Annotated in this window: 9 protein-coding genes; 3 read left to right on the plus strand and 6 right to left on the minus strand. The window is 67.8% G+C overall.

All coding sequences use genetic code 11. The annotated features are described in order from the left end of the window. Positions 1 to 563: 563 nt before the first annotated feature. Complete coding sequence (locus DDE18_RS11875; RefSeq protein WP_116572499.1) at positions 564 to 761, plus strand: hypothetical protein; 198 nt, start codon at positions 564 to 566, stop codon at positions 759 to 761. 207 nt (positions 762 to 968) lie between these two features. Next, complete coding sequence (locus tag DDE18_RS11880) at positions 969 to 1,937, plus strand: ATP-binding protein (RefSeq protein ID WP_342748936.1); 969 nt, start codon at positions 969 to 971, stop codon at positions 1,935 to 1,937. A gap of 617 nt (positions 1,938 to 2,554) precedes the next feature. Here the strand turns inward: DDE18_RS11880 and DDE18_RS11885 are convergent. Both DDE18_RS11885 and DDE18_RS11890 read right to left on the minus strand, forming a co-directional pair. Further along, positions 2,555 to 2,779 carry a hypothetical protein gene (locus DDE18_RS11885; RefSeq protein WP_133241218.1) on the minus strand — a complete coding sequence of 75 codons (225 nt, stop codon included), beginning with the start codon at positions 2,777 to 2,779 and terminating at the stop codon, positions 2,555 to 2,557. Positions 2,780 to 3,172: 393 nt separating this feature from the next. Then, a complete protein-coding gene (locus DDE18_RS11890; RefSeq protein WP_165821132.1) occupies positions 3,173 to 4,867 on the minus strand; it encodes a thrombospondin type 3 repeat-containing protein in 1,695 nt (564 codons plus the stop codon). Positions 4,868 to 5,361: 494 nt separating this feature from the next. Here DDE18_RS11890 and DDE18_RS11895 point away from each other — a divergent pair, with 494 nt between their 5' ends. Beyond that, positions 5,362 to 8,376, plus strand: coding sequence for a hypothetical protein (locus tag DDE18_RS11895; protein ID WP_133241219.1), 3,015 nt, complete (start codon positions 5,362 to 5,364; stop codon positions 8,374 to 8,376). A gap of 132 nt (positions 8,377 to 8,508) precedes the next feature. Here DDE18_RS11895 and DDE18_RS11900 read toward each other — a convergent pair whose 3' ends face one another. The 4 genes from DDE18_RS11900 to DDE18_RS11915 form a co-directional block, all read right to left on the minus strand. Further along, entirely contained in the window at positions 8,509 to 9,051 is a 543-nt protein-coding gene (locus tag DDE18_RS11900; RefSeq protein ID WP_116572504.1) for a hypothetical protein, read from the minus strand. Positions 9,052 to 9,277: 226 nt separating this feature from the next. After that, positions 9,278 to 9,427: a hypothetical protein gene (locus DDE18_RS22960; RefSeq protein ID WP_165821133.1), complete on the minus strand. Its 150-nt coding sequence runs from the start codon at positions 9,425 to 9,427 to the stop codon at positions 9,278 to 9,280. A gap of 1,049 nt (positions 9,428 to 10,476) precedes the next feature. Then, positions 10,477 to 10,719, minus strand: coding sequence for a hypothetical protein (locus tag DDE18_RS11910; protein ID WP_116572506.1), 243 nt, complete (start codon positions 10,717 to 10,719; stop codon positions 10,477 to 10,479). Between the two features lie 185 nt (positions 10,720 to 10,904). Then, positions 10,905 to 12,857 (minus strand): post-COAP-1 domain-containing protein, encoded by a 1,953-nt coding sequence (locus tag DDE18_RS11915; protein WP_116572507.1) that lies wholly within the window; start codon positions 12,855 to 12,857, stop codon positions 10,905 to 10,907. Between the last annotated feature and the right edge of the window lie 175 nt (positions 12,858 to 13,032).

The following is a 13,032-nucleotide window of genomic DNA, read 5'->3' on the forward strand; positions in this document are numbered from 1 at the left end:
TCTCTGACTCCAGCGCGGCCGGCTCACATCCCCAAGCCGACTCTTCGGACAAGCCACTTCCCGGACCCGCCGACACCCAGCCTAGAACCTCACTCCCGGCGGCCTCTTGACATAGAGGGGAGCCATGTCCGCGCGTCCGGCAGGCGGCGGAAGGACGCGCCTCCGCCACCGCCGAGTCGCTCCTGGCCCGAGCGTCACCGATCCCATCTGGGGCCGGTTCTGTTCGAGCAGCTCAACATCGCGGAGACTGCTCGAGAGATCTCGACCCGAGCAAAGGAAGAACCGCCCACGGTCTCGGGTCCGCGAGCGGTTCTGAGAATGAATCTACGCCGAGGTTGTCCTCAGCGCAGGCACAGATGATGCCCGCTCGTGCCACTGAACAGCCAAGGGTTCGCAACAACGCACTCGAGGACCCGCCGCCCCTCGGTCCGTGATCCCGCAGGCCGACTCGCCGCGTATGACGCGCTTGCGGAGGCTGTCGCGTCTCTTCTTTCGGCCACTCCCCTGACGTGGCAAGGTGACCTCTTCCCGGGAGACCGGCCCACTAGCCTGACGCTGAGGGGATGACGTTGTTCCTGCTACGCAAGATTGGTCGGGGGTGGGGGGTCATCATGATGACCCTGGGCATCTTTGGCGTCGGATCCTCGGTGTTCGCTTCGGAGACGTCAAAGCCGACGTCCCTTGTCCTGAGCGTCATCCTGCTGTTCTGCGGCGCTGGACTGTTCTTCGTCTCAAACCGAGGTTCAGAGAGCGAAGGTTGACCTCCTCGGCAGCCGGAGCCCGCTCATTGGCACGGGAGAGCGAGATCTCCGCGTCCGATGGCGGTGGTATGACGCACTTGCGCCGACTGCCATCCGCCCTCAACCCGGTCGCCCTCCCAGTTGGGGTCCTGCACTCGTGCGCACGGTTCGCGGCTGTCCAGCACCGGACCACCACCAGACGGCGCCGACCTAGGGCACAATGCCCACATGACGCCCGTGCCCCGGGGTGGTAATCCCGAGCTGCGGGTCCGTCTTGCCGCGGAGGTCTCCAGCGTTCCCGGTGCGCGGAGGTTCATCACCGACGGGCTCTTGGACTGGGGCCGCGAGCATCTCGTGGACGATGCAGCACTGTGCGTCACCGAGATGGCGGCGAACTCCGCCCTGCACAGCGGCAGCGCCTACATGCAGGTCGGGATGAGCGACCTCGACCCAGCCGTGCGGCTCAGCGTCGAGGACGCCGGCGGGCTGGTCCCGCTCCCGGCGGTGAGACCGCCTCCTGTGCTCAGCTCCGGTGATGCACCCCCAGTCGACGCCTTGGGCACGACAGGGCGCGGACTGGCCATCGTGTCGGTGCTGGCGGAGTCTTGGGGCATTGAGGAGCGCGCCGACGGTCGGCGGATATGGGCCGACCTCGCCGGTGACGGAGTCGAGCACCAGGTCCGGCCGCCGATGGTGGCTGTCCGCGACGGGACGACACCGGGTCCGGGCGTGCTGCCCGCGGACTGGGCGAGGGTGCGTATGGTCCAGTGCCCGGTGCAACTCGCGCTTCGGATCGACCAGCGGCTCGACGACCTGATCCGGGAGCTTCAGCTCATCGATTCCGAGGAGGGCTCCAGCCCGCCGCGCGAGCTCGGCCTGCTCATCGAGCGCTTGGTGACACGCCCGGCCTTCGCACGGCACATGGGTCGCCGGATCGCCCTAGACGCCGCAGCGGCGGGGCTCGAGTACGTCGACATTGAGATGACACTGCCCCGCGAGTTGGCCTCCAGCGTCGGCGAACTCCTGGCCGCGGACAACCTGGCCGACGAGATCTGCGAGACCTATCAGCTGCTCACCCCCCGGTCCACACCCGAGATGGTGTCGCTCCGCACCTGGATAACCGAGTGCATCATCACCCAGGCGGGTCGTGACGCCGCCGCGGTGCCCTACGACGATTGGCTTCAGCACAGACCGTGAGGCCCACCTCACGCGGCGACCTTGCAAAGGGTCTAAGCCCCGCTCGTCGCCAACCCGGCCTACCCAAGCCACATCGACGCTAGTCCCGTGGGCTCGTCGTGACCGCGTTCACAGTCGGCGAAAGGACGCAGGGTCTGCCTGGTTGGTCGAATCAGGCGACCTGTTGTCGCAGACAAGACAGGGGAGATAGGAGAGTCCAAGAACTCGGTTGGCCGCGCTGCCTCGCTACGCTGAGACGGTCGAAGGGACTGCCATGGAGACTGTTGCGCTCGGCGTACTCGGCGAGAAGCTGTTGGCGGAGGCTCGGTCCGCATCAAGCGGCCGGTACGGCGTCACCATCCACGGCGGACATGTCCATTCGTTGCGCCGGACGTTGATCGGGGGTTGCCGCCGGCCACGCGCTCGAGGAGCACGAGAACACCGACGAGGTGACCCTCCACTTGATTCGCGGCCGCGCGGGTGATCGCGGGGCCCCACACTGCTGAGCTTGCCCCAGCGATTACGTCGTGCGCTCGAATGGGACTCTTTCGAGGCGCTCGAGGACACCGTGGTTCTACTCACGGCCCCCACTCGGGGCACACCGGACTGACATCCGCGCGGCAGCAGCGGGGTTTCCGTCACTCCGGTCCGTCAGCCGGGCGAAACCACTCGTCTGGCGCGAACTCACGACCGAAGTCAACACAGGCTTCGTTCTCGCACCTGCCTTGCGTCTCGAACGAGATCCCGGCGTTGCCGGAGGCGGTGACGAACGCAGCGTTCTCGCGTGACATGTGGCCGCCGTGGCGCAGCGGCTGTCCACACGTCGGGCAGCACGGATCGGAGCCCGCCTGCGCCTTGCTCATCCCTCCACGGTAGGCGTCGAAGACCCGCGTGACCATGCCCTCGGATCTGCTACTCGTCCGCGGTGGCCGCGGCAGATCAGGACGCTTCCGAGCGCATCCGTAGCGGAAATGGGACATTGCCGCTTCGCGGCGGTAAGACGCAGCTCTGAAGACGCCTGATCGCGGCTGGTGCCGCATCGTCGAGCTGGCGCGAGCTCCGGCGATACCGGGCGGTGGCTATTGTCACGCCCCGCGGCCGCCGCGCGTCACGTTGTGAGCGTCTTGGCCAACAGTCGAGAGAGGACGGGCTACAGCAGGGACAGCGGCCCGTGAACGGTGCCCTGCATCGGTTGGTAGCCAAGGTCCCTTTGGGCTGGCTGGCTTCGCTTCGATCGGACACTGTGCTCTTGGGTGTCAGCGGATGCGGATCCTGGCCCAGGCGCTGTAGGGAGAGGTGCCGAAGGCATTGGTGGCTGCGATTCGGAACTTGTAGCGGCCGGGCTTGAGCTGCCTGAACACGGTCTTGCGAGCAGAACCGCCCACCGTCTTGTCCTTGCCCTTGCTGATGTCGACCACATACTTGGACACGGCGCTGCCGTTGGCGCTTGCTGCGGTCCACCGAACGATGGCCTTGGTCCCCCGGACGACGAGCCTGGGTGCTTTCATCTGGCTGGGGGCGGTCGCGGGCAGCGGCGTCGGGGTGGAGGAGGCCGGCGGGGCTGGCACCGGGACGGGGCAGCCCTGGTTCGAGAGTGGGCCCGGCACGGTGAGGCAGGCGTCGGTCGTGTCCGGCACCCCATCGCCATCGGCGTCTCCGCCGGCGTCGGGGGGAGGCAGCTGAACCGGGCAGCCGTTGTTGCTCGCCGGCCCCGCAACGGTCGGGCACGCGTCGGTTGCGTCTTGTACCCCATCACCATCGGCGTCTCCGCCGGCGTCGGGGGGAGGCTGCTGGACCGGGCAGCCGTTGTTGCTCGCCGGCCCTGCAACGGTCGGGCAGGCGTCACTGGGGTCGGGGAGCCCGTCACCATCGGTGTCGGGTGGCGGGACCGGCACGCACGTCAGCGTCACGGCCGTGCACGGCTGCCAGCTCGAGCCGACGAAGCCGAGCTCGGCGCTCCACGGGGTCCAGATCTTGGTGGTCGAGGAGCCGTTGGCGCTCATCGAGAACAGCTCGACGCCCGAGCGCACGTAGGAGCCGTTCTGGCACGACACGTTGCGGTCGCCGGTGAACAGGATGCGCTGCCCGTCGGGCGACCAGCTCGCCTCTCGCTCCGACAGCTCGAACTCACCCGAGGTCGAACCCACCTTGCTCAGCGGGGCGTCGGGCGAGGCGGTCACCGTGAACAGGTCGGAGTTGTTCCACGCGCCTGTCTGGCCGATGGGGTGACAGGTCCCGCCTTCGGAGCCGTCGTCCATCGACGTCAGGATCAGGTCTTGGCTCGGGTGCCACTCGGCACCGCTGGGGACCGAGGCCAACATGTTGTTCGGGGGCTGACCTCGCAGGTTGGTGTCGGCGTAGCGCGCGTCCAGCGCCCCGTCCGCGACGTCGAAGCCGTAGATGCCCCAGCCGATCGGGTCGCTGTCGCAGTCCGCGGTCGCGACCGTGCTGAGCCTCGAGCCGTCCGGCGAGAAGCTGGCGCCGAGCTCGCCGTACTCGCAGCCGCGAAGCCATTCGAAGGCACCTCCGGGGATCGACAGCAGCCCGGTCCGGCTGTCGATCTCGACCGCCAAAGTGCCCCCGTCCGGTGACCACTCGAGATGGCTCACGCAGCCGGCCGCCAGGTGCTGCCGGTCGGTGCCGTCTGCCTTGATGGTCCAGACCTGTCCACTCGACGCCCAGGCGATCCGGTTGCCGTCCGGCGACCAGTCCAGGTCGAAGCCACACAAGCTTCGCTTCGCGGCGTCCGCCACCAGCACCTGCGCCCCGCTGCCGTCGGGCTTCATCACCACGAGGTCGAGCTCCTCGGAGATGTGGGCACCCTGCTGCCACGCGAACGTGGCGATCATTCCGTTGGTGACCGGTCCTGCGGCTGCCGCGCTCGCTGTTGCGGCGGATGGGGTCACGGTGAGACCCGGGCCCATCAGCAGCAGTGGCACGACGAGAGCCATTGCCACCGTCCCCCGAAGATGTACGGCCTTGTGCATTCGTATCGACATTGTGCTCCCTCGTGAAGCCCGAGAGCGCCGACAGTCCCACACCCCTGGGAGTGCCCATCCCGATTCATGCGTCCAGATGCCATGGTTTAGGTATGGCGCAGGCCGAGTGCGTCCTTCTGGGCGCAATGGGCTAGTCCTCGTCAAGCCTGTGGCATGCCAGCGGGGGAGGGCGAGGCAGGCTGGTACCCGAGACGCGTAGTGGGAACTCCGCGCGGCGGCGTGCACTCTCCTTTTGCAACTTTGGCGGGGGACCAGCAGGGGAGAAGGGCGAGCGCGTCAGCGCGGGCGACGATTGGAAGCCGATCCAGCAGTGCGGTCCAGTCCGCAAGTTCGCGATGACTACCCGAAAATGGCCCGGTCTAGTGATGTCCCCGACCCTGGCCTCTGCCAGCCTGCTGAGACGCGGGGTGACGTTGGGGTCTCCTGCGGTCGACTCGGGAGACATCATGAAACGACCCCTGGCTGTTGCCGTCATCCTCGGCGCCTTGGCGACTGCGCTGACCGCGCCGCCGGCGGAAGCCTTCAAGCCCTACACGCACATCAGCACCGCACAACCTGCACTGGCCGACGTTCAGGACGACGGCCAGGTCACCATCGGCGGCCGCGAGTACGCCGTGCGCCCGGCCGTCGTGCAGGCGCTGCGCGACTGGCCGACCTACTACCAGGCCGGCGTGATCGGCCCGGACGGGTTCCCGGATCTGACCTTCGGGCAGTCCACGATCCACCCCGACGAGACGGGCAAGTGGATCGGCCACCTGATGACGGAGTCCTGGGCCGCGCAGTCGGACCCGGCGTACAACGTGGCCGAACGCGGGCAGATCCTCGCCTTCACCTACGGTTTCGCCACTCACGCTGCGGGCGACATGTGGGCGCACACGTTCGTCAACGACTTCGCGCACGGCATCTTCCCGGCAGTCGGCGACATCGTCACCGACGTGGACAAGGCCGAAATCGCGCTGCGCCACATCATCGTGGAGGGCTACATCGGGGACGCGACGTCCGGGTACGACGGCAACCCGGACCGCACGCTGCTCGCGGATGGCGACGTCTCCAGCGACTCCACGCCCGCCATCGCCTTCGACGCCCCCAACCGGTGGATCTACGACGTCCTCGTCGACCCGGACACGCCGCTGCCGGTTGGTCGATGCGGCGACGGGCTCGACGACGATCAGGACGGCGAGCCTGACGACGGCTGCCCCGGAGGCGGCCCATTCACGGTCGGCGACAAGCCCGAGCCCGTGCGCGGCCCGCTGATCGACTACTTCCTCGACCTCCGCTCCGATCTCCAGATCCAGAAGGCCGTGCGCCAGGCCGACCGCTCCTACGACGACTGCGCGCTCATCGACCCGGACTGCTACGCGCGGACCGCGACCGTCACCATCGGCACGGTCCGTGGCCAGCGCTCCGGCACCTACCAGCGCAACGAGTGCATCGGCGCGACGATCGGCTGCCTCCCGGACCCATTCGAGGCGGGCGACGACCTCATCTTCCAGAACATCGTGATCGCCTACCTCAACGCCTGGATCGACGACATCGACGCCGGTCTGGAGGAGTGGGGAAGGGTCGGTCTGGGCTCCACCCGCGCCCTGTTCGACGCCCAGGCCCTGCGCAACACCCAGAACGACGAGTGCGAGCACCTCGGCTCCGAGGGCAGCCTCCCTCGCGCCAACTGTGAGGACGCCATCGGCGCCACAGACGTACTACTGCACGAGCTCGACCCGTTCATCAACGAACACATGATCTCGATGCTGGGTGCTCCCGATGTCGTCGGCGAGGCCCGCTCGATCCTGCAGTCCTTCTCCGCGATCCTCGACGACATCCTCGGTCCGGCACTCAACCCGCTCCGCATGGTGACCGCCGAGATCAAGGAGCTGGCGAAGGAGATCGTCATCGAGGAGATCAACAAGGCGTTCGGCGTCGATGTGGAGGTGCTGGCGTCGTTCCTCAAGCATCCCTCGTACTGGCTCGACGTGGAGCAGGTCTCCCTCGACCTCGGCCCGTTGGGCACCCAGCAGGTGGACCTGTTCGAGCCCGGCGACCACGCGCGGCTCGACGCGCTGATGGGCATGCCGGCCGACCACCACACCGACCGGACGATCGAGCTGCCCGGCGGCGGCACGGCCACGTCGTCGGAGCTGTCCGACTCGGCAGTCTTCGGTGACCTCGCCATCTTCGACAACTCCGTCACCACCGCGAAGATGGTGCTGCTCGACGCCTCCGCGCTCAACGAGCTCGCGGGCGACGAGCTGGCCGAGGCGGGCGTGGTGAGGTCGGCCTCGTCGATCACCACGTACGCCGACGCGCCCGGGCGGCCGGCCAACGTGATGGTCGACGGGCTCGGGGGCGTGAACTGGCTCTCGACGATCGATGGCGACCACGTGTGGCGTGCCGACGGCCTGCCTCGTTTCGGCCCCGAGGAGGACCCGGACGATCCGCACGGCGGCGCCGGGACCTTCCCGCTGTGGGAGTCGTGCGTGCTCAGGCCGGCGTTCCGGCGCCTCTTCGAGGACTGGGAGACCAACCCGGCGTGGTGGCCGAAGCTCGAGCAGCTCGAGATCGACGACCCGAACTTCCCGGCGCTAGGCGACGGCACATCCGCGGACCCGAGCGACACCTCGGCGCCGACGATGACGACCGTGGTCGGCGGTGGCCCGGTGTACGACGCTCCTGACGGCACGCACTTCGTGGGTCCCGGTACGTCGATCACGGTGACTGCGACGGACGCCGTGTTCACGGAGTCGCTCGTCGACGTCCAGTCGCGGGTCTACCGTCAGGGCACGACGCCTCCGGCCTGGGCCGATGCGCCCAACGGGGTGGCCGTTCCGCTCGCCTCGATGCCGGACGGTCGCTATGTCCTCGAGTCCCGGGCCGGTGACCCCTGCCATGCGGTGACCTCGGCGCCGGTGCAGACCACGGAGTTCGTCCTGGATACGACGGCGCCCGTCATCACCGTCACGTCCCCGGCACCAGAGGCTCGGGAGTTCGACACCGACGACCAGTTCCCGATCTCGTGGACCACGGACGACGGCCCGGACGGATCCGGTGTCGACTCGGAGAGTGCGACCCTCGACGGGTCGGCCGCGACGAACGGACAGCCGGTCGACGCGTTCCTGCTCGACGCGGGCCTGCATTCGGTTGTCGTGACGGCGGCGGACAACCTCGGCAACGTCGGCACACTGACGCGCACTTTCCGCGTCCGAGCCACCTCGGCCAGCCTTCTCTCCAACATCGTCCGCGCCTGTGAGGAGGGACTGATTACGAACACCGGCACCTGCAACGGACTGCAGGCCATCCTCCGGGCCGCCGTCGCGTCCCACGATCGCGGCGCCCACACGCCCACCGAGGTCAACCAGCTCGGTGCCGCGCTGAATGTCGTGGACGCGCAGACGAGCCGAGGCATCGAGCCGGAGTTCGGTGCCCGGTTGCGGGGCTGGCTGACCGACCTGATCACCAACCATTAAGCCAAGTAGGCAGGGCGCACTCAGGAGCACCTAAGGGGTTGTGCATGCCGAGTTCACAACGAGACATAGAGGCCATTGCTGCGGAGCAGGTCGCACGGAGCAACGCGACCGGTCGTAAGCCGGCAGCTCGCACTATTCAGGTCCGGCAACCACGCTCGCGCGCTGCCTCCCTCCGGCCGAGATCTCCGCGGCCAGCGGCAGCAGCGCCAGGAGCGCGGCCGCGGGCTGCACGTAGAACTGCACGACCCCGATCGGAATCACCCGGGAGAATCCGAACACGACCAGAGCGGCCGCGATCAGCAGGGCCTCGGTCCTTCCCCTTGGGGCGGACCGCACAATGGCCGCTGCGAACAGGGTCGTGCCGGCCGCGAACACCACGGATCCGCTGACCAGGACACTGATGAACCAGGGCTGGAGGGCGTCCTGGGCCGCCGCGATGTCGGTGCCGGTTTCGTGAGCCGCAAGCGCCGAGAACTCCATGCCCGGCAGTACGGCGTACAGCGTGTTCCCGACCACCACGAGCGCAAGTCCCACCGCGCTGAGCCAGCCGTCGCCTCGCTCACGGAGATAGCTCCGGATCCCGATGAAGGCGACGGTGATTGCGGCAGCGGCGACTGCCGCGGCCAGGTGGGACAGTCCCCACCTGGTGACGTCTGCGGCCGCCGCCTCAGCCACGGCGTCGTTGTCGGGTAACCGTCCCAGAAGCGGCGGATGCCAGAGCAGCGCCCCCAGAAGCAGCACCGGTCCGGCAGCGACGGTGATCGCGATTGCCTTCGAAGGGGACCGGGACGACCTCGGTGCTGAGGGTTGAACTGGCATGACGCCCTCCTATCGCGCTATGTGCGGCCTCGGTCCTTAGCAGGCTCTTTCGTCTGCGCGGGGGCCGCGATCTTCTTGACGACTACGTCGCGTCCCGGCCCACGCCGGGGAGCACCATCGAGCTGAGGGCGTACTGGAACGAGAGACCATAGAAGAAGAGGCCGGGTGCCGAGTCGACCACTCCACGGTACTCCCGCCGCCAGCCGTCGTCGCCGACTATCGGCACGTCCATCCAGTCGAAGGTCTGCCGGAAAGCCGGTGCACCAGATGCCGTTGGCGACGTCGAGCACCCGTCCGTCATCCAGCACCGGTCTCCCGTCGGCCGACACCGCGGACACCCTTCCGTCGACCACCTCGAAGCCGCGTTCGGGGAGGTGCTTCGCCTCGACCCGGAGCCTCGGAGCGCCGGGGAGCGCACCGCCTGCATCTGCTTGCGCCCCATCGGGGTGCGGCGGGTCAGCAGGTGCAGCCAGACGAAGACAATGATCGGCAGCACCTCACGGATCATCGGGGAGCCAGTCGAGAGGGACCAGTCCGTGGTCGGGACCGACCAAGAACGTCGGGCGCGCGGCGGCCCCCTCGTAAGCGATGTCGCACCCCGTGTGGGAGGCGCCGACCTCCAACGTCGGCCCAGGAGCCAGCTCGAAGGGTCGGCGGTACGCCGTGGAGTGCCCCTGCCGGGCGCACGGATCGAGTCGGGCGGCGAACCTCGGGAACTGCGGCGTACGGCTGTCTCGGTGCCGAGATGGGCGATGAACCCGCCGTCGACACGTGCTTCCAGCCGATCGACCCGGGTCTTGCCACAGTTCGACCATGACGAGCAGCAGTGTCACTGCCGCCGCGGGCATTTCGTGCCGGCAGGTCCATCTCGACCGTGACATCGGGCGGGACGCCTTCCAGACGTCGGGACTGTTCGGCACTGCTGGCGCTCGGGCGAGGTGTGTAGCAAGGGTTTGGCGCTGTGATCAGTGCAACTCTCGGGCCGAAGCGGACGCCCATTCTGGGCGGTGCGGGACGGGGTTCGAGGATGTGGACCCTCACGTCTGGAGTGCTTGATGCGGAAGCGGGACGAGCGCGTCGTGAGACGATGGCGAGACCCGTCCGCCGGCCAGGCATGAACGCCGACGCTCGGCGCGGATGACGCACAGGAAACGCATCTGCCCAGATCAAGGCTGCAGTGGTCTTCTTCACTGCGGTCAAGACCGACGAGGCCGCTTTGGTGTCCAATCGTCAGCTCGTTGAGCTGTTGCACGGTTTCAGGTGTGTAGTTGATTGGGCACGTCATGAACGGGCGGCCCACGTGGCCTCGAAACGAGCACGCACCGTCTCTGCAGGGATCGCGCGCGACGGGTCGGCCTTCAACGCGTCGAACGCCGGAGCGGGCCGCGGTGTGCTGCCCTCGGCAGCCCGGTCGAAAGCCTCATCCGACTCGACCGATTCGAGAAGCCTCAGGGCCACAATCTTGCGCACCTCAGGAGGCAGGGACATCCCCGCCTCGTAGAACTCCGATGCACTGAACGTCATGCGAGGAGCCTACGTCTGGCAGATGACAGCCGGCAGCCCTCGAGCATTCTGACCGCGGATCCGGGCGAGCCTAGCCGCCCCCAATCGGCGGCAGCAGTTCCGGCTCGTCACCGAGGCAAGTGCGTGTAGCCGACAAAGAGTTCGGGGCCGCCCGTGGGCAGCCCCGAACCCTTCAGTTGTCGCCTCTAGTGGACGACGATGTTGCCTCCCTTGAGCGGCTTGGCGCCGCCGGTCGTGAACACTGTCGTCCCACCGGAGGTCTGCACCAGCAGTGAGATGGTGTCGCCCTTCTTACCACTGGTGCCGTTGTCGACGACGCTCGCCGTGAACTTGTAACCGGCGACGCCGTTCCACTTACCGGTACCGGTCCAAGTGGCGGTGTTCCCGCTGCCGCTCAGGGTCAGCACCACCTTGCCGTGGAACTTCGCCTTGCTGGACGATGACGGCTGGATGGCGATCTGGCCGTGCAGTCCCGTGACGTCGCTCTTGGCGTTGAACCCGAACGACGTCTTGCCGGTGCCCTGGCTGATCCACCCGCCGCCGGTGACCTTGAACTTCGCGGGCGAGACCGTCACGATCGTCTCGCTCGTGGTCTGGCAGTTGTAGTAGTAGGCATCCCCGGCGAACGACGCGTTCAGCGCGTAGACCCCTTCTGCTAGCGGGACCGGGACACTCACCACGCCAGCGCCGTTCGTCGTGCCGGTGAACGGCCCGACGGGTCCGGAGCCATCGGTGCCCGAGAACGAGATCGTCTTCCCGGAGCGGTCTCCCGGGGATGAGTCCGGCTCGCCCAAGGTCGCGGTGAGCGTGGTGTTACCCGCAGCACTGGACTGGATCGTCACCGGTGCGGTGAGGGTGCAGTCCTCCTTGGTGATGGTGATGTCGTCGGACGACGTCGAGGAGTCGGTGCCGTCATTTGCCGTGTACTTCACCGGATACGCCGCGGGAACGGCGGTCGCGGTGCCACTCACGGAGAACCCGCCGGAGCCGTTGTCGCTGCCCGACAGTGCTGCCGGCAACGCCGTCGCGCTCATCGTCAGCGGGTCGCTGTCAGGGTCGGTTGCCGAAGCCAGCATCGTCGGCGCCAAAGCGTCGCTGTACTGCACCGTGGTCGAATCCGAGCTGATGTTCGGCGCGTTGTTGGCGGCGACCGACCAGGTGGCTGTCACCCGGTTGGAGCGCTGGGTGCGGCCGAGCCCGTCGAGGAACGTTGCCTCGATGGTGTCCTCACCGACGGCCGCTCCTGGGTAGGAGAAGGAGGCCACCCCCGAGGCATTGGTGGTGCCCGTTCCCGTCGTACCCGTGTTCGGACCGGCGATCACGGTGAAGGTGACCGTGGTTCCCACCACCGGACTTCCCGGCGAGGGGTCGTCCGAGGTGACCGTGGCAGTCACGGTGTGGGTCTGGCCCACCTTCTTGGCTGCCGTTAGCGGCGCGAGATCGATGTCCGAGACGACCGTCACCCCGCGAGCCAGGATGTACGGCGTCCCCACCGAGCCGTCAGTCGCTGTGTAGGACGTGCCGATGCCCTGCGCGATCGCCAGCACCTCGAAGGAGACCGGGAAGGAGTCGAAGGCCTCGTGGACCGAGCAGGACCAGTTCGACAGGGTAGCGTCGGTGAGCCCGGTCAGTGCCGGGTGGGTGGCGACGATGTGCGCGTCGTTGTAGCAGCCCACGCCAGTCATCGTGAAGGTGCCGAAACCGCTCAGCAGTGGCACCGGGGTGTTCGGTGCAGTGTCGTGGTAATAGCAGCTCAGAGAGATGTAAGCGCCGGTCTTGCCGGGTTGGGCCACGGTGAACGCCGCAGCGCTGGCCATCAACTGGTCGCCGCCCTGGGTCTCGTGGAAGGTCTCGTCGCTACCGATCGCGATGACGTTTCCGTCCACGACCGAGGACCAGACGGCGGCGTTCGCCTCAGCCGCTGCGGGAACCGACGCGCCGCAGTTCGGGTCCCCGAGCACGATCGCGTCGTAGGCATCGAACTGGGCAGCGGTCATCGACGCCCAGGTGGCATCGTCGACGACAACGGGCGTCTTCCCGGCCGCAACGAACTTCTGGGCCAGGGTGCTGCCTGCCCCGCCACTCACCGTGCTGTCGAGAACCAGCACTTCGCCAGCGGCGGCGTCCGCCGACGACACCGTTCCAGCTTGTAGGGCAAGCTGCGTGGCCGCCAGCGCCAGTGCGACAAACCCTGCTCGGGCACGCCTGGAAACATTTCGGACGCTCACGATTCCTCCTGTTGTCCTGCATTACCGGTCCTCGAGCACGGCCTCGTGTGGCCCCCCAGACAATCAGGGGTGGGGGGTGGGGGCA

It is taken from the genome of Nocardioides gansuensis (assembly GCF_003076135.1).
GTDB classification, from domain to species: Bacteria; Actinomycetota; Actinomycetes; order Propionibacteriales; family Nocardioidaceae; genus Nocardioides; species Nocardioides gansuensis.

What these genes read in the sequence shown, in the direction of transcription:
- DDE18_RS11875 (WP_116572499.1), top strand. Translation starts at nt 564, where the DNA reads ATGACGTTGTTCCTGCTACGCAAGATTGGTCGGGGGTGGGGGGTCATC.
- DDE18_RS11880 (WP_342748936.1), top strand. Translation starts at nt 969, where the DNA reads ATGACGCCCGTGCCCCGGGGTGGTAATCCCGAGCTGCGGGTCCGTCTT.
- DDE18_RS11885 (WP_133241218.1), bottom strand. Translation starts at nt 2,779, where the DNA reads ATGAGCAAGGCGCAGGCGGGCTCCGATCCGTGCTGCCCGACGTGTGGA.
- DDE18_RS11890 (WP_165821132.1), bottom strand. Translation starts at nt 4,867, where the DNA reads ATGGCTCTCGTCGTGCCACTGCTGCTGATGGGCCCGGGTCTCACCGTG.
- DDE18_RS11895 (WP_133241219.1), top strand. Translation starts at nt 5,362, where the DNA reads ATGAAACGACCCCTGGCTGTTGCCGTCATCCTCGGCGCCTTGGCGACT.
- DDE18_RS22960 (WP_165821133.1), bottom strand. Translation starts at nt 9,427, where the DNA reads ATGGACGTGCCGATAGTCGGCGACGACGGCTGGCGGCGGGAGTACCGT.
- DDE18_RS11910 (WP_116572506.1), bottom strand. Translation starts at nt 10,719, where the DNA reads ATGACGTTCAGTGCATCGGAGTTCTACGAGGCGGGGATGTCCCTGCCT.